The organism is Pantoea jilinensis, assembly GCF_019104105.1.
GTDB lineage: Bacteria > Pseudomonadota > Gammaproteobacteria > Enterobacterales > Enterobacteriaceae > Pantoea > Pantoea eucalypti.
On sequence record NZ_CP077746.1, the window covers coordinates 2,987,313 to 3,004,412 of the forward strand.

A 17,100-nucleotide genomic window follows, 5' to 3' on the forward strand; every position below is an offset into this window, starting at 1 on the left:
CAAAACGGAAAGAAAGAGGGATGGCCTGAGCCATCCCCCGGGAATCAGTTCAGGGCGCTATTCAGCACCAGCGCGGTAATCACCCCGGTCGCGGCAGCAATCAGCACATAGTTGCCATCAATGTTTGCCCAGTGGTAACCACGTGGCGGTTCACGCAGACCGCGTTCATGCCAGTCGGCTACACGATAATGGTCACCGCGATATTCTGGCGGAACAGGATGGCCGCGACGGAAGTCGTGCCCCTGCCAGGCGAAATGGTCCCGTTCATTGCGGCCCTCTCTGCCATGGCGTTTGTTATCCTGATCCGGGCGATGATTGCCCATATCATGATCGCGATTGTCGCGGCCGCGATTCTGGTCAGGACCGCGATTGTCAGGACGATGATCATCATTCTGATGTGGTACCGGCATACGCGGTGCGTCTCCGTGATCGTCTGCCCGTGAGGCCTGAGAAAAGAGTGTGCTGCATGTCAAAAGTGAAGCGATAAGCGTAAGTGTTGTTTTTTTCATGATACTGCCTCCGAAAATAACGGCTGTTCAGGCACCGTTGATTGGCATGATGGCAATAATTGTGGCGGGAGACATCTTCAAAAGTCTTAAAATCCGGTAACTTACACACTATTACGCTTGCTTAGCGCTTTCTTAACACGCGTCATATCCGGACAGCTTTCCTGACGTAATCCAGATATCAAAGAGTCAGCCTGATAATCACGCATCAGGCTGACTGTTTAAGCGTTGAGATGCGTCAGGATGCTGAATCGCTCTCTGACGCGTTATCCGGTTATGGCGTACTGAGGATCACTGGCGCGTCCGGTAACCCGGTAAAGTGCGTCACAATGTGGTGATAATCAGCCGTCGGATCCAGATCCCTGAACAACTCCGGATAGAGATCTTTTGCCAGAATTTCCATTCCGATAATGTTGTAAGGGTGATTATAGAAATGGTGATAAACGCCATACACCCGCTTCTGTTTTATCGGTTCGATCTGCTCCAGACCGGTACGGCTCTGCAGGCGGTTAAAGGTGGCGGTCACGTCGGCCTGGCTGGCACCGTAGCCAAACGGCAGCACGTTGCTGTTCGGGCGTTTAGAGCCGGTCATGATGTAGACGTCCGGCTTCATGGCGATAATCTTCTCCAGCGACACAAATCCTGAACTGCCGGGCAGTAACGCTGAGCCGATATTTTTTCCACCGACCGCTTCTACCAGTGCGCCCCAGCCGTTATGACCGTGGGTAAAGCAGCAGTTATCGCTGTTGCCGGCAATTGGCTCAATAAACACTGTCGGCTTGTGCTGCACCTGCGCAATCTTCTGCTGAAGCATCTCCCAGCGCTGCTGGTAAAAATCAGCATAGGCTTTCGCCTCGGCTTCGCGGTTCAGAACGGTACCCAGCACTTTCACACTCTTCAGGGTATTCTCTTTTGGATGGAGTTCATCATCCAGGAACAGCACCGGGATATGCAGATTTTTCAGGGTCGCCAGCACGCCTGACTGCACCAGGGCCGGTTTGGCACGCAGCTGGGCAATCATCATATCGGGCTGCTTAGCCAGCACGCTCTCCAGATTGACCTGTCCCTGATCGTTAAAGCCCATGTCCACAATGGATGCGGCCTGCGGCCAGCGCTGCTTCAGCAGGTCCCAGGTCTGAGTGTCCTGCTTTTTCGGCAGGTTGTTCCAGGCGACAACCCGCTGAAACGGATTCTGTCGATCCAGTAGTGCCAGCGACATCACGTCGCGCCCATCCTGCAAAATTACATGTTGCGGCTCTTTTTGCAGCGTAATTTTCTGGCCATCCATGTCGGTCACGGTGACCGGATAGGTGGTAGCCGCACAGGCCGTTGACAGTAAAAGTGTGGTAGCTGCAGCAATCCCGATTTTCATTTTTCTCCTGTCCCATAAAGGAATAATAATTATTCGCGTTTACTTTACCATGCGAATACGTAACAAATGTAAAAATTGCTGACCGGATGCTACTGGCAGAGAAGATCAGGAACGCGACTGCTGGCTGAAATCACGAAGCGATGGCGCAGAATTGCGGAGGAGGAGAGTAAGAACGGCGAGTAGCGGGCAGGAAAGCAGGCGCGTCTCAGCGTGACTGAGATGCGCCTGTTGCGTGTTACTTCACCAGCGAATAGAAGATTGCAGAGATAGCAATTAGTCCGATCAACACAACAAACAGGTTGCTGATGTGACCACTGTATTTACGCATCGCGGGCACCTTCTGGATGGCATACATCGGCATCAGGAACAGGATCATGGCAATAATCGGTCCGCCCAGTGTCTCAATCATGCCGAGAATATTCGGGTCCAGCGTCGCCACCAGCCATGTGGTCAGCAGCATAAAGAGTGCCGTCAGGCGATTCAGTCTGGCTGGCGCGATGGTCTTACCGCGACTGCGCAACGCCTTATTGACCATACCGTTAAATCCTTCGCGCGCACCCAGATAGTGACCCAGGAATGATTTGGTGATCGCCACAATGGCAATCAGCGGCCCCATCCACGCAATCATCGGCACCTGAAAATGGTTAGCCAGATAAGAAAGGATGGTGATGTTCTGCGCCTTGGCAGCGTGTAAATCTTCGGGCGACAGGCTCAGCACGCAGCTGAACACAAAGAACATCACCGTCACTACCATCATCAGGTGCGAACAGGCCAGAATGCGCGAACACTTTTTCTCAGCGGCATCGCCATACTCTTCGCGCTTCGCCAGCGCAAAGGAAGAGATGATAGGTGAATGGTTAAACGAGAAGACCATCACCGGAATCGCCAGCCACAGCGTCATCCACAGGCTGCTGCCCGCAGGCTGAACGTTAAGGGTCGACAGCGCCGCGCCGTGCCAGTGTGGAATCAGGTAGCAGGCCATCAGCATCAGTACCGCCACAAACGGGTAAACCAGCACGCTCATCGCTTTCACGATCATCTTCTCGCCGAAACGCACAATGGTCATCAGTCCGACAATCAGCAGCAGCGACAGCAGCACACGCGGCGGTGGCACCAGGCCAAGCTGATGCACCATCAGGCTCTCTACCGTATTGGTAATCGCCACGCTGTACATCAGCAGTATCGGGTAGATAGCGAAGAAATAGAGCAGCGTAATCAGCTTGCCCGCGCCGACGCCAAAATGCTCCTCGACCACTTCAGTGATATCACCGGCCGGATTTTTACCGGAGAGCACAAAGCGCGTCAGAGCGCGGTGCGCAAAGAAGGTCAGCGGAAAAGCCAGCACCGCCATAATGATCAGCGGGATCAGACCGCCGACACCCGCATTAATTGGCAGGAACAGTACACCCGCGCCAATTGCCGTGCCGTATAAACCCAGCATCCACATGGTGTCGGTTTTACGCCATCCCGTATCGACGTCACTCTCAAGCGCACCCAGCGTGCCCGTTTGCGTGGTTTTCATCAGATTTTCCGTGTTAAAAAGCCGCCATTAATTTGAGCCAACAGGCAGGAAAAGGTCTCTCCCGCTCTCCGCCTCTGCTGCAAGCGGATCAGTGAAGGGTGCCGCTGATCCGCCCGCGCATAGGTAATCGATTGCGTGCGCCACTTTTTACACTACATGACGATAAAACTTCAAGTAACGAAGATAAACTCGCATGTGTTGCGCAAAAATCCGTCATATCGTGCAAGGCGACTGCACGGCGATCATGCCATTTATGTGGCGGTTTTACCCCCTTAAAAAGGTGATCCCTGCAACGATTCAGCATAACGGACTACGCTTTACCTCACGCTGTCGCGATCACGCCGACAGATGCAAAGGAGATGAAAATGAAGATTGCCTGCCTGGGATGGGGATCGTTAATCTGGAAAACCGGCGACCTGCCAGTGGCCAGTCCGTGGCATCATGATGGTCCTGCGGTACCGATTGAATTTGTGCGCATCGCTGACGGCGGTGAACTCTCGACCGCAATCTGTCTGAACGCAAAACCGGTGCAGGTACTCTGGGCCTGGTTAAACACGGCGTCACTGGAGAGCGCCTGCCGTGCATTGCGCCTTCGTGAGGCGATTCCGGACAGCCGCGTCGATGGCATCGGCATGATTACGGTGACAGAGAACGCAACCGGACCGCTGGCGGAGTGGGCACAGACGAAAGGCATTGAAGGATTAATCTGGACCGGTCTGCCCGCCCGCATGGCGGGAACGGAAGGCCAGATCCCCACGCTGGATGACGCACGGCACTATTTGCAGAATCTCACCGGTGAAACACGCGAGCATGCGTTTCACTACATCGAACAGGTTCCGGCGCAGATCGATACGGTTTATCGTCGTGCCTTTGCCGATCTGGCCCGCTGGCAGCCCGATTCGGCCTCCGCCCCGGTCGCTACGATCCAGCTGCATCCGCCCTGTCAGCCCGGCTGATACAGGTCAGTCATATGCACCGCTCTGCTTACTCCTCAAAGGGTTACTACACTTCAGGCAGGTTGCGATTTCAGGTTCCCTGAGTCTTTCCCGCGGGTAGTCACGCCTTCTGGCCTGACCACCATTCCCTTGTCAGCAGGAGATGAAGAGATGAAAGCATTAACTTATCATGGTCCCCATAAAGTCAGTGTGGATAACGTGCCCGATCCGGGACTGGAAGCCGCCGATGATATTATCCTGCGTGTGACCGCTACCGCTATTTGCGGTTCAGACCTGCATCTCTATCGCGGCAAAATCCCGGGGACCGGGCATGGCGATATCTTCGGTCATGAGTTTATGGGTGAAGTGGTTGAGACCGGAAGCGCCGTGACCGCCGTGGCCAAAGGTGATCGGGTTGTCATCCCTTTTGTTATCGCCTGTGGCGACTGCTTTTTCTGCCTCATGAGTCAGTATGCCGCCTGTGAAAATACCAATAGTGGACGAGGCGCCATCCTGAACCGCAAAAACATCACGCCACCTGCGGCGCTGTTTGGGTTCAGCAAGCTTTATGGCGGTGTGCCTGGCGGCCAGGCGGAATATGTCCGTGTGCCCAAAGCCAATACAGGCCCGTTCAAAGTGCCGTCGGTGCTGTCGGATGAAAAAGTGCTGTTCCTGTCGGATATTCTGCCCACTGCCTGGCAGGCGGTGAAAAACGCTGAGGTCAAGCCGGGCTCCAGCCTGGCAATTTTCGGTGCCGGACCGGTTGGCCTGCTCAGTGCTGCCTGCGCCCGCCAGCAGGGTGCCGAACAGATCTACATGATTGACCATAATAATTACCGCTTAAACTTTGCCCGCGAACGTTACGGCGTAATCCCGATTAATTTCGATGAAATTGATGATCCGGCTGGCTGGATTATCGAACACAGTACCGGCAATCGCGGTGTAGATGCCGTAATTGATGCCGTCGGGTTTGAGGCAAAAGGCAGCATGACTGAGACCGTGCTCACCAATCTCAAGCTGGAAGGCAGTAGCGGCAAAGCATTGCGTCAGTGTATTGCTGCAGTGCGACGTGGCGGTATCGTCAGCGTGCCAGGCGTCTACGCAGGATTTATTCACGGCTTTCTGTTTGGCGATGCCTTCGACAAAGGGCTGACCTTTAAGATGGGACAGACGCATGTCCATGCTTATCTGCCTGACCTGCTGAAGCTGATTGAGCAGGGCCATCTGACGCCGGAAGAGATTATAACTCACCATCTCCCGCTGGAAGATGCCGCACGCGGCTACGATATTTTCGCAAAACGCGAAGAGGAGTGTCGCAAGGTGATTCTGGTGCCTGGCATGGCAGCCTCCCAGGCCACCATTTAGTCACATGAACCAGCAGGGCCACATTCCCTGCTCCCCGGCAGAGAACTCTGCCGGGGAATTCATTTCAAAACGGCTTACGCTCCAGACTGCTTCGCCACTCCCGCCGCTCCAGCAGATGTTCATCCGGCGAATCCGCCGTGTCCACCTGACTCCCCTGCTCGAGCAGTCGCGCACTGCGTGAATGGGGATGACTTTCACTGATGACCTGTTGTGAAAACGCGCCAAACGATAACAGCAAAAACAGTAATGTACTGGCCAGCCTCACTTTCATACGCACACCTCAATGAATTCGGTGTCGCTATGCTGCCTGAAGGGTTTTCATTTTCTGTCAGTAACAGGCAAAGTTATGTGGGTAGCGGGAACAAGCTGCGACGGGTTTACTCGCGGTTCAGGATAGCCCGTCAGTACAGCTCGAAAGTTTTCCCGCTTCCCGTCCCTATTCCCTTCAGGAGGATGCCAGTGAACATCAATCAGTTTGATCAGCCGGTCGGTGAAGCGTTGCCCGACTGGCAGCCGGTCGCCAGACCTCACGGCGTTCCTCTCCAGGGACAGCACTGCCTTCTTTTACCGCTTAGCGTGGAACATGCGGCGTCGCTGTTACAGGCCTTTATGCTGGCACCGGATGATCGCGACTGGACCTGGCTGAGCGCAGAGCGGCCCGCTTCGCTGATGCAGATGCAGCGCTGGATTGCGGATAAAGTTGCTGATAAAGCCCTGGTACCCTTCACTGTCTGCACGCCGAATCAGCAGCCCTGCGGTGTGGTCTGCTTCGCCAGCATTGAACCCGAACATGGCACCCTTGAAATCGGTCACGTCACCTGGTCGCCGCTGATGCAGCGTAGTGTTATCGGCAGCGAGGCGATTTTTCTGCTGCTGCAACAGGCTTTCTCGCTGGGGTATCGGCGAGTCGCGTGGCGCTGTGATTCAACCAATGTGGCGTCACGACGCGCAGCAGAACGGCTGGGGTTTCGATTTGAGGGCCGTTTTCGTCAGGTCATGACGCGAAAACAGCGTAATCGGGATACCGACTGGCTGTCGATGATTGATCGGGAATGGCCAGACGTTCAGCGCGCCCTGAACGCCTGGTTGAGCGCGGATAATTTCACCGCCGAAGGAGAGCAAAAGCGCTCACTCAGCGCCTGTTTCGCCGGTGCTCATCGGGGCGATACTGACGCGACAAGCCGGAAAGGTTAAGCAGGCACGGGCCATTAATGCAGCCGACGCACGCTCAGTGCCGCAGACCAGCGCTGCCGCTGACAGCGCGGACAGACGGCCGGCTGCCCGGCTTCTATCCTCTGTGTTTGCCCGCAATGCGTGCAGGCGTAAAGGGCGCTGATCGGCACCGTACTGTAATCCTGCCGATGCTCCGGCGGCAGTATGCTTAGCCCGGCGCGCATCTCATTATCATCATAGAAATAGAGGCTAAGCTGACCGTCGACCTCCACCAGCGCCAGCCGGACCTGTCCCAAATGCTCTACGCCGCTCTGCCGCAACTCCATAAAGAACTCATCTTCGGAAATATTCAGCCGATCCAGACTTTCCAGCACATACAACCCATCTTTAATCAGCGTAATGACGTCGCCCTGAATAAATCGTGAAAAGCGCGGGCTGTGTGCCGTCAGCCAGGTCGTCAGGCGGTAGAGGGCCAGAAGCACCACAAACACCATAATGACCGGCAACACCGGTACATCATCGTAAAATGTGACGTCACCCGATGCCGAGCCCAGTGTCAGGATGACCACCAGTTCGAACAGGGACAGCTGGCGCACGCCGCGTCGTCCAGACACTTTCAAAAAGGTGAATACCACCAGATATGCGATCAGGACCCGCGCCACCACCTCAAATAAAAAAGTGGCCGGTTGATCGTTGAGTAAGAAACGGTGCCAGTCGAATGAGAACATAGTCTGCTAAACATCCTGTTTTAAGGGAACGCGCATTATCGCAGCCCTCCGTTGATGACCCGCAGATTCAGGCCAGTGATAAGTAAATCTTGTCGCCAGCCCGCCAAAAGGCAAGCGAAGCTGTAACGTAAAAGCGGGTGAGTCTGACCTCTCTGCATGTGAAGGAAAAGGTTAATAAAGCTGAAAATAGCGCTGACGCTGTTCACGTTGCGCTTATCAAACAGATTATGAAACTTAACCAAAAAACATCCTGTTTCTGACTGGAATTCTTTTACCGCTACGCTTTTTTCTTTTTACTTCAATGAGTTGATTACCACACCCTCGCATCTATACTTTCCAGTAAGGCTTCCGTAAACCCGATAACATTCAGAGAAGTCAGTCTTTTTCCTGTCGATAGCGCCGCACATAGATACCTGCTATCTCTCGTCCAGACCGCCACAGGACCTGATGCCTGTCCTTCAGTGGTTGTGCCTTATGGCAAGGATCGCCCATCTGTTCAGACTGGTCATAACGACCAGTCTGCAATGCATACCTGTAACGCCCTGACCCGTTTCACGACGGCTCGTCAGAGAGAAACGTGTTGCTTTTTTTTCGGGAGATGCCATGACGCCTTTTACCAGTTTCTGGCAGGCCGGCTATGAAGGTGCCGACCATATCAATCCTGCCGGGATTGCGCTGTCGATGAACGATCTTAATCAGCATCAGGCACGTGTAGCAGAGGATTATGCCGCGCTGTCCCCCTTTTCTATTCGCACGGTACGCGAAAGCGTCGGCTGGCGCTTATGTGAACGCGATGGGCATTATGACTTTTCGACGGTCGCTGCGCGGATGCGGGCCGCAGAGCAGCAGGGCATCCAGCTGAGCTGGACAATCTGCCATTACGGCTGGCCCGCTGGCGTCAGCCTGTTTGATCACGATTTTATCAGTCGCTTTGCTGCGTTCTGCGGTGCGCTGGCCCGCTTTCTGGCGCCCTGGTATCAGCAGCCGCCGGTCTACTCCCCAATGAATGAAATCTCCTTTGTCAGTTGGGGCATCTCGGTCGGGCTGTTCGCCTGTGAGGCGATTCCGGCGCCGGATCGGGCGGATGCTGCCAAGCAGCAACTGGTTCGCGCCACTCTGGCCGCCTGTGATGCGATCTGGCTGGCCGATCCGCGCGCCCGTCTGCTGCACTGCGATCCGCTGATCCATATCGTGCCCGATCCTGCCGATCCCACCAGTGACGTGCTGGCACGTGAGATGTGCGATACCCAGTATCAGGCGTGGGACATGCTTAGCGGCAGGCGTAACCCGGAGCTGGGTGGCACACCCCGCTATCTCGATCTGATTGGCGTGAATTACTACCACGATAACCAGTGGGAACAGGGCTCAAACCTCCGCCTTTACTGGCATCTGGGCGACAACCGCCGCCAGCCACTGCATCAGATGCTGCAGCAAGTCTGGCAGCGTTACCAGCGGCCCATTCTGCTGGCGGAAACGAGTCATGTTGGCAGCGGACGTGGAGCCTGGATCAGCGAAATCACCGCCCAGGTAGCGCAGGCACAGCTGGCAGGCGTTGATCTGATCGGCATCTGCCTCTATCCGATCCTCGATCGTCCCTTGTGGGAAGAGACAACCTTCTGGACCCGCAGCGGTTTATGGGATCTCGATCTGCTGGGGCCGGATCCTTACGCCCGCCAGTTACAGCAGCCTTATGCCGACGCTTTACGGCAGGCGCAGCGCTTTTTGCAGCACATTCAGTCCCCACTACAACGTCAGGAGCACACCATGAAACCACCTGTTCTCATTGTTTTCAGCCATTTACGCTGGGGATTTGTTTTCCAGCGTCCGCAGCAGCTTCTGACACGCCTGGCGCAGCACTATCGCGTGCTGTTTGTCGAGGAGCCGGTCCGGCAGTCGGGGCCACCGGGTCTGCATCAGAGTTCACCTGCCGCTAACATCACGGTCATCCAGCCACATACCGACAGCGACGCGCCCGGTTTTCATGACAGCCAGATCGCGCCACTGTTGCTGCTGCTGGCGCCACTTCTTGAGGAAGATGAACAGCCGCTGATCTGGTTCTATACGCCGATGGCGCTGCCGCTGCTGACGCCGTTTGATCCCTCGCTGGTAATTTACGACTGTATGGATGAGCTTTCCGCCTTCCAGAATGCGCCGCGCCAGTTGCAACAGCGCGAATCGGCACTGATGACCCGCGCCGATCTGGTCTTTACCGGCGGCACCAGTCTTTACGAAGCGAAGCGTGACAAACATTCTCAGGTCTATTGCTTTCCCAGCAGTGTCGATGCTGTTCATTTTGAGCAGGCACGCGATCGCACTAATCGTCATCCGTTGCAGGATACGATTCCACCGCAGCGTCTGGGATACTACGGCGTGCTTGATGAGCGCATCGACCTGTCGCTGATTGCGACGCTGGCAGACACCCACCCCGAATGGCAGATCATTATGGTTGGGCCGGTAGTAAAAATTGATCCCGCCAGCCTGCCACAGCGCGACAATATTCACTGGCTCGGCCAGCAGCCCTACCAGGCACTGCCGCAATTTCTGGCAGGCTGGGATGTTTGTCTGATGCCGTTCGCCATTAATGCCTCCACCCGCTTCATCTCGCCTACCAAGGTGCTGGAATATATGGCGGCGCAGCTGCCGATTGTCAGTACCGCGATTGTCGATGTGGCGCGCCACTACGCAGAGGAGGTGGCAGTAGCAGAAACTCACCCGGCGTTTATTGCCGCTTGTGAACAGGCAATGGCGATGGGTGCCGCTGAGCGGCTGGCGCTGATGGGACGGATGCAGACAAAAGTGGATGCCACCTCATGGGATCGCACCGCTGAGCAGATACATGGGCTGATCCAGCAGGCGCTCGCGCAACGTCAGCCTGCCCTGAAGTCAGCCAGTCAGGCCAGCGCACAGGCTAACGTCACACCTTTAACGCCGGCCATGCTGGAGAGCGATGCGGTGCCGTGCCTGATTATCGGAGCCGGACCCACCGGGCTGAGCGCCGGTTATCACTATGGCGAAGGTGCCGTACTGCTGGAGAAAAATAGCACCCCAGGCGGCTGGTGCCGCTCGATTGACGATCAGGGGTTCACCTTCGATTATGCTGGTCACATTATGTTCTCGCAGGACCCATATGTGTTGCAGCTCTATGAAATGCTGCTGGGCGACAATCTGCACTGGCAGGCACGTGAAGCCTGGGTCTACAGTGACGGCGTGTATACCCGCTATCCGTTCCAGTCTGCGCTGCACGGCTTGCCGGTCGAGGTGGTAAAAGAGTGCGTGCTGGGGGCTATCGAGGCGCGTTATGGCGCAACGGCGACAGCTGCCGTGCCGCTGGATCGCGCGCGGGCGCGGCGGGATTGCTGTGCGGATGGCGCGATTCCTGATGAGGGCAGCAGCAGCGGCATGGTGGAAGGCGAAGAGGATTTCCAGCACTTCATTATGCGAACCTGGGGTAAAGGCATCGCACGTCACTTTGCCCTGCCCTACAACCAGAAGCTGTGGAAAGTGCCGCTGACAGATATGGAAACCTCCTGGCTGGGCGGACGCGTCCCACTGCCCGATCTGTCGCAGATCATCGATGGCGCACTACAACCACTGGCGAAACCGGTCGGCCCTAACGCCCGATTTGGCTATCCGCTGCGCGGCGGTTTCCAGGCACTGATGTCCGGCTTCCTGCCGCATCTGAAATGTACGCTGGAAACGGATACGACGCTGACCCGCATCTATTCGCAGGCGCATGTTGCGCTGCTGGCGGATGGTCGCCACTACCGTTATGAGCAGTTGATTAGCACCATGCCGTTGCCGGAGCTGATTAAACTGATGGGCGATGAGGTGCCGGAGAGTGTGCAACGGGCGGCGCAGCAGCTGCAGTTTGTTTCGGTGCGCTGTGTGAATCTGGGCATTGGTCGCGCTGATCTGACCGAAAAGCACTGGATTTACTATCCTGGCGATACGCTGTTCCACCGCATCTTTGTGCAGGGTAATGCCAGCCCACACTGCAATCCGCCGGGCGGATTCGGCTTAACCTGCGAAATCACCTACAATGCGGCCAACCCACTGCCGCTGGAGGGCGATGCGCTGATTGAGCGCTGCCGTCAGGATTGCATCAGGGTCGGCATGATCACTGCGGACGATCCGCTGCTTTGTGCTTCAGAGGTTGATATGCCCTATGCCTACGTGGTCTATGACCATGCACGAAGCGATAACGTGGCGCTGATCCGTCAGTGGCTGCTGACTCAGGATATTCATCTGTCGGGTCGCTACAGCGAGTGGGAATATTACAATTCGGATCACGCGTTTCTGGCAGGTAAACGTGCAGCCGAAAATGTCCGGCTGCAGCATGTCCGCGCAGGAACCGTTGGCTGATTTTAAGCCGCCCGCTACGACAGTCGCTGGCTGCACTTCGCGGCTTTCAGCGACTGTAACTGATTCAGTCGCCGTTCTGCCTTCTGGCTGGCATTGTATTTCGCAATGCCATTACCCAGCCCGAAATCGCCGACAAACCCCAGTACGGTCAGTGCATCAAACTGGCCGGTTTGCTCAATGTCACTCTGCACGCTGTGCGCTTTCACGAGTTCCTGATCCAGTGCACTGCAGTTAAGTGTCGCCGTCTCTTCCGGCGTTACCGCCGCCGCCTGAGGATACTGTTTGGTGGCACAGCCGGTTAGTGCCAGCGCCAGCAGCACCGTTAAAACGCTCGGTTTACCCATTTCTTATTGCCTGTTTTTTGCTCAGTCAACGCTATTATCGGCAGCATACACAGAGAACATGAGTCTCTGACCTACCAATAATGGTCGAAACCGCTACGCTAATGTAGGATTCAGCGCGCTGCAGTCATAAGCAGCCTGCTACCGACCGGAAGTCACGCAGCGAACGAACATTATCCGTTCATCACTTCTGCCAGACCTTTCAGATAGTTAGCCAGTATGATGCTGCCACCAGCAGCGTGTTAAGAACAAAGCCAGACCGTTAATGCGTCCCAGGCCCTCGCATAGGCGAAGACAGGCACAGAAAATTTGCGCGTCGGGTTTATCAGCGTTTGTTCCAGATGAGGTTTTTCCATGCGTTTTAAAGGATTGAACATCGGGTTTTTCATTTTGATTCTGGCTATCGCCACCGTCGCTTTTTTTGACGTCCTTTCGCCCTATTTCTCGTCGATTTTATGGGCAGCGATTCTGGCGGTCATTTTCCATCCGCTGAAAACCTGGCTTCGTAATCGACTGGGTGATCGTAATGGCGTAGCGGCGTTAATTACCCTGCTCTGTATTTGCCTGATTGTGTTTACGCCGCTGGCGATCATTGCCTCCTCACTGGTGGTTGAAACCAACGCGGTCTATCACAAGCTGCAGACCAACTCGTCGCAGTTCCCGGTGGTCTTCGCCGATCTGTTGCAGCATCTGCCGCGCTGGGCGAAGCATTTTCTGGCTGAAAACAATCTGGATAACGCCGGGCAGATTCAGCAGAAGCTCTCCTCGTTTGCCCTTAAGGGCGGTCAGTATGTCGCGGGCAGCGCCTTTATTATCGGTAAAGGAACGTTCAGCTTCACCGTCGGCTTTGGCATCATGCTTTATCTGCTGTTCTTCCTGCTGAAAGATGGCTCCTATCTGGTACATCTGATTCTGGAAGCGCTGCCGCTTTCAACCTACGTGAAGCATCACCTGATGGTGAAGTTTGCCGCCGTGGCGCGCGCGACGGTGAAAGGCACGGTGGTAGTCGGTATCGTTCAGGGTATTCTCGGCGGGCTGGCCTTCTGGTTTACCGGCATCGACGGCAGCCTGCTGTGGGGTGCGCTGATGGCCTTCCTCTCCCTGATTCCGGCCGTCGGTTCCGCCATTATCTGGGTGCCTGCGGCGATCTTCTTCTTCGCCACTGGCGCACTGTGGAAAGGGCTGTTCCTGGTGGGTTTCTTCGTGGTGATTGTCGGTCTGGTGGATAATATCCTGCGTCCGCTGCTGGTCGGCAAAGACACCAAAATGCCTGACTATATGATCCTGATTGCCACGCTGGGCGGTATGGAAATCTACGGCATTAACGGTTTTGTTATCGGTCCGGTGATTGCTGCTCTGTTTATCGCCTGCTGGAATCTCCTCTCCGGACGTGACAACCGCGAGAATATCGAAGCCATCGACGAAGAGTTTATCGAAGAAGGCAAGAAACAGTCCGATGACGCCGCCGAGGCAGCAGCAGAAGCCGCGGCAGAAGCGGCTGCGGCATCAGCGGAAGCGGCTGCAGAAACGGAAAGCAAAGTCTCAGCGTTAGTCGCCTCGCAGAGAGAGAAAGCAGCCTTGAATAAGCCCTGACAGCGTCAGGCCATAAAAAAACCCACCTTTCGGTGGGTTTTTTTTAACTCTGAAACAGCAGCGAATTAGTTGGTCGCTTTGTTTTTCAGATCTTCAGCACCCTGCTTGGTTTTATCCCAGCCTTTCTCAGTGCCTTCTTTGGTTTTGTGCCAGCCTTTCTGTGTACCTTCGGTGATTTTGCTACCGGTGGTGTGGCTCTTGCCTTCAGCGGCGTGCTCAGACTTCAGCTTCAGCTCTTCGCCTTCGTTCTGGGTCTGATGCAGTTTTTCTTTCGCGGTATCAGCGCCTTTATGCGCTTCTGCAACGGTGTTGTCTGTAGTAGTAGCAGCAAATACTGGCGAGGCCAGCAAAATAGCAGACAGTGCAATAATTGATTTCTTCATAATTCCCTCTGTATTCATCGTTGCCGTGTAGGTTTTAATCCTGGCATAGCCTTCCCAGGAAAGATTTAAGAATAAACCAGGAATGAAAAAGGGCCAGTTTTCACCAGAAAAAGTGATTGATTGTAGATTTTTCGCCCACTACCAAAGCGCGAGCTGCGGATCGTCGTCTTTTTCAGGCTGATTTCGGGTCACGCGAGCAGGCGGCGCAGGCTGTTCCAGCTGTCGCGTAATCCACGCCAGTAACACCGTTACCACATACGCCTGCTGCTCAGCACTCAGCGGCTGATGCTGTCCGATATTGTGCCATTTACTCAGACAGCCACGACAGCATGTCGCGGTGGCGTGCTGGGCGATAAACACCGGATGGCCGCGCATGGGTGTCTGTTTGCCATCATTCTCAGGCTGGGCAGGCGCAAGGCGCTGTTCCACAAACCCTGCGGCGTGCTGTCTCACCACCGACTCGCCTTTGCTGTTGGCGTAATCATATTCAGCGCGTCCAAGGCGAAAACGCTGGCGGAACGGTGAGCGCGCCAGCCGGATAAAGAGATCGTCTGAAACCTTCATGCTAATACTCGTTACTCATATTTACGTCCCGCCAGATAACTGACGCCCTGCAGACCAAACGCCTCGCGATGCAGCTCATTCGGCTGCAGGTGAAATGTCTCACCGGGATGATAAGTCGTGTCGCCCTGTTCAGTACTGATAGTGATGTCACCACTGAGAATCAGTGCCAGCGCCTCAAAGGGATGGACGTGATTATCAAGCTGGGCTGACGCTGCACGTTCAACCAGCAGCGGCTCATCAAAGCCCTGTTCGGCTAACAATTTTCTGAATTCATGTTCGGTCATGGCAACACCTCAATGTGGAACAGACCCTAAGCAGTGTAGACGATCTTTATGGTTACTTATGGCACTCAACGGGTTACGTACCGTCGCGCAGGCAACGTTGTTGACCGGTCAGTCGGATGCTGTTCCTGCTCTCTTATTGTCGCTGGTTTGACATCAGGATGACAAAAAAGTGTGTTCACCATGAAAGAACAGGGCTATTGCTGATTAATCACCAATAGTCCAAAAGAGGCGTGGAGGCCCGTCGGGCACAGACGCTGCTGACTCAAACAGGACTCATTATGCTGCAATCAGACGAAAACGAACCCCGCAGCGACAGCCAGTGAATCGCAGCGTAGGCCAGTCGCGTAGAGTGGCGTGGATAGCGTTATTGTCGGCGGTGGTGCCAGTAGGTTAAATGCGGCGGCAGCGTAACGGTGTGCGCACCCGACGATGGATTACTCAATGCCAACCGCCAGGCGTCTTCCCGGATGGAAACTAGTGCTGGTTGCCCATTTTTTCGGCGTAGTCGATATGTTCGGAAAGACTGGCAACCAGTTTTTTGGCCATTTCAATGGTCAGCCCCAGGAACAGCGTCTCCTGCGGGCCCTGTTCACGCGGGGCGTCGGGATCGATATAACCGAATTTGAGGACGAGTGCCTGATGCGAGCTCAGAGGACCGATATGCCAGCCGGTGATCGGATAGAAGGTAAAACGTGTAAATTCATTCACATTAATCCTGACTGTAAAAGCATAACGCTGATTGATAGTCAGGCCAGCTCTGATGATAAAACATGAGTGGAGTAGTGAGTCTGAACTAAATCGACAGGATTACAAGGGCAGCGGCAGAATAAGCGCAGCGTCAAAGGGTTCGCTTTGTGGCGGTGTCTGTTGCCTGTTCTGCCGGACCAATCCCGCGCATCTTCATGTGGACCCGCGGCAAAAACGGGCAGCTGCGTCAGTTACAGCGAAATAACACGGGTCAGGAACCGGATGACCGCCTGTGCAGCCTCTCCTGACCCGTCACGATCACAACCAGCCAGAGCGGCGCAGCCTGGCCCACAGCCCGCCGCAGGCCACCAGTGTCAGCCCGACAGCCAGCGGATAACCATACAGCGACTTCAGCTCTGGCATGTGCTCGAAGTTCATGCCATACATGCTGAATACAACTGTCGGGATCACCAGAATCGCGCCCCAGCCGGCCAGCTTTTTCACCACTTCATTCTGCTGCACCGTGACCAGCGCCAGATTGACCTGCATGGCGCTGGTCAGCATCTCGCGCATATCTTCCGCGTCGGTTACCACATGGCGGGCATGGTCCTGTACGTCACGGATATAGGCACGCAGCGGACGGGGTATCAAATCTTCATGCAGGTGAATCAGCTGATTGCAGATCTCTTCAACCGGTAGCGCCGCATTGCGCAGCGACAGCAGATGACGACGCATGGTGTAAACCGATTGCACCGACTTGCGGTCGAATTCGCTGGTAAAGAGATCGTTCTCCATCTGCCCGACCCGCTCATTCAGTGAGGTGGAGAGTTGAGCATACCGATCCACGACAAAATCGAGCAGGCAGTAAAGCGGATAGGCCGGACCAAATTTTAGCAGCGCCGGGTTTTCAGACGCCCGCTGTCGCACCGGGGTGTAGCTTTCCGATGCGCCGTGACGGATGCTGATCAGGAATTTTTTCCCAACAAAGAAATGGGACTCACCCAGCTCGCAGGTATCATCCTTAGCGCACACCGTCTTCACGACAATAAACAGTGAGTCGCCATAATGTTCGATTTTAGGTCGCTGATGGGCATTAAGCGCATCCTCAACCGCCAGTTCGTGGAGTCCAAACTCCTCTTTAATCTTCGCCATAAACTCAGCGTCTGGCTGCCACAGCCCAAGCCAGATAAACGCCTCCGGCTCTTTAATCACTTCACTGATATCATCGACCTGGACCTCTTCGCCCGCGCATCCCGGACGATACACCATGCTACTTACAATCATC

Annotated in this window: 16 protein-coding genes; 5 read left to right on the forward strand and 11 right to left on the reverse strand. The window is 55.2% G+C overall.

All coding sequences use genetic code 11. The features are described from left to right. Positions 1 to 44: 44 nt before the first annotated feature. The 3 genes from KTJ90_RS14120 to KTJ90_RS14130 all read right to left on the reverse strand — a co-directional run bounded on the left by KTJ90_RS14120 (position 45) and on the right by KTJ90_RS14130 (position 3,400). Positions 45 to 509 (reverse strand): RcnB family protein, encoded by a 465-nt coding sequence (locus KTJ90_RS14120; protein WP_078804187.1) that lies wholly within the window; start codon positions 507 to 509, stop codon positions 45 to 47. Positions 510 to 780: 271 nt separating this feature from the next. After that, positions 781 to 1,878 carry a TroA family protein gene (locus KTJ90_RS14125; RefSeq protein ID WP_499025065.1) on the reverse strand — a complete coding sequence of 366 codons (1,098 nt, stop codon included), beginning with the start codon at positions 1,876 to 1,878 and terminating at the stop codon, positions 781 to 783. Positions 1,879 to 2,113: 235 nt separating this feature from the next. Further along, entirely contained in the window at positions 2,114 to 3,400 is a 1,287-nt protein-coding gene (locus KTJ90_RS14130) for an HAAAP family serine/threonine permease (RefSeq protein ID WP_008924991.1), read from the reverse strand. A 365-nt stretch (positions 3,401 to 3,765) separates the two neighbouring features. Here KTJ90_RS14130 and KTJ90_RS14135 point away from each other — a divergent pair, with 365 nt between their 5' ends. Both KTJ90_RS14135 and KTJ90_RS14140 read left to right on the forward strand, forming a co-directional pair. After that, positions 3,766 to 4,356 (forward strand): hypothetical protein, encoded by a 591-nt coding sequence (locus tag KTJ90_RS14135; protein WP_003854049.1) that lies wholly within the window; start codon positions 3,766 to 3,768, stop codon positions 4,354 to 4,356. A gap of 150 nt (positions 4,357 to 4,506) precedes the next feature. After that, entirely contained in the window at positions 4,507 to 5,700 is a 1,194-nt protein-coding gene (locus KTJ90_RS14140) for a zinc-dependent alcohol dehydrogenase (protein WP_003854051.1), read from the forward strand. A gap of 64 nt (positions 5,701 to 5,764) precedes the next feature. On the opposite strand, the gene KTJ90_RS14145 is transcribed toward KTJ90_RS14140, so the two are convergent. Then, positions 5,765 to 5,971: a hypothetical protein gene (locus KTJ90_RS14145; protein ID WP_003854053.1), complete on the reverse strand. Its 207-nt coding sequence runs from the start codon at positions 5,969 to 5,971 to the stop codon at positions 5,765 to 5,767. A 188-nt stretch (positions 5,972 to 6,159) separates the two neighbouring features. Between KTJ90_RS14145 and KTJ90_RS14150 the strand changes: the two genes are divergently transcribed. Then, the gene (locus tag KTJ90_RS14150) at positions 6,160 to 6,894 is read left to right on the forward strand and encodes a GNAT family N-acetyltransferase (protein WP_003854055.1); all 735 of its coding nucleotides are present in this window, start codon (positions 6,160 to 6,162) and stop codon (positions 6,892 to 6,894) included. Between the two features lie 14 nt (positions 6,895 to 6,908). Here KTJ90_RS14150 and KTJ90_RS14155 read toward each other — a convergent pair whose 3' ends face one another. Further along, the gene (locus KTJ90_RS14155; protein WP_003854056.1) at positions 6,909 to 7,601 is read right to left on the reverse strand and encodes a YetF domain-containing protein; all 693 of its coding nucleotides are present in this window, start codon (positions 7,599 to 7,601) and stop codon (positions 6,909 to 6,911) included. A 603-nt stretch (positions 7,602 to 8,204) separates the two neighbouring features. Here KTJ90_RS14155 and KTJ90_RS14160 point away from each other — a divergent pair. Continuing rightward, positions 8,205 to 11,963, forward strand: coding sequence for an NAD(P)-binding protein (locus KTJ90_RS14160; RefSeq protein WP_337028008.1), 3,759 nt, complete (start codon positions 8,205 to 8,207; stop codon positions 11,961 to 11,963). Positions 11,964 to 11,977: 14 nt separating this feature from the next. Here KTJ90_RS14160 and KTJ90_RS14165 read toward each other — a convergent pair whose 3' ends face one another. After that, positions 11,978 to 12,307, reverse strand: coding sequence for a hypothetical protein (locus KTJ90_RS14165; RefSeq protein ID WP_003854059.1), 330 nt, complete (start codon positions 12,305 to 12,307; stop codon positions 11,978 to 11,980). A gap of 351 nt (positions 12,308 to 12,658) precedes the next feature. Here KTJ90_RS14165 and KTJ90_RS14170 point away from each other — a divergent pair, with 351 nt between their 5' ends. Further along, positions 12,659 to 13,897: an AI-2E family transporter gene (locus KTJ90_RS14170; protein WP_003854064.1), complete on the forward strand. Its 1,239-nt coding sequence runs from the start codon at positions 12,659 to 12,661 to the stop codon at positions 13,895 to 13,897. 65 nt (positions 13,898 to 13,962) lie between these two features. Here the strand turns inward: KTJ90_RS14170 and KTJ90_RS14175 are convergent, their stop codons facing one another. From KTJ90_RS14175 to corA, 5 genes are all read right to left on the reverse strand, one after another. Then, positions 13,963 to 14,280, reverse strand: a complete 318-nt coding sequence (locus tag KTJ90_RS14175; protein ID WP_003854066.1) for a KPN_00521 family repetitive protein — start codon at positions 14,278 to 14,280, stop codon at positions 13,963 to 13,965. Between the two features lie 138 nt (positions 14,281 to 14,418). Further along, on the reverse strand, positions 14,419 to 14,844 hold the full coding sequence (locus KTJ90_RS14180) for a DUF4186 domain-containing protein (protein WP_008924986.1): 426 nt from the start codon (positions 14,842 to 14,844) through the stop codon (positions 14,419 to 14,421). Between the two features lie 11 nt (positions 14,845 to 14,855). Then, positions 14,856 to 15,128: a cupin domain-containing protein gene (locus tag KTJ90_RS14185; protein WP_003854069.1), complete on the reverse strand. Its 273-nt coding sequence runs from the start codon at positions 15,126 to 15,128 to the stop codon at positions 14,856 to 14,858. Positions 15,129 to 15,602: 474 nt separating this feature from the next. Beyond that, positions 15,603 to 15,836 (reverse strand): BssS family protein, encoded by a 234-nt coding sequence (locus KTJ90_RS14190; protein ID WP_003854071.1) that lies wholly within the window; start codon positions 15,834 to 15,836, stop codon positions 15,603 to 15,605. 297 nt (positions 15,837 to 16,133) lie between these two features. Next, positions 16,134 to 17,099 (reverse strand): magnesium/cobalt transporter CorA, encoded by a 966-nt coding sequence (gene corA, locus KTJ90_RS14195; protein ID WP_003854075.1) that lies wholly within the window; start codon positions 17,097 to 17,099, stop codon positions 16,134 to 16,136. Between the last annotated feature and the right edge of the window lies 1 nt (position 17,100).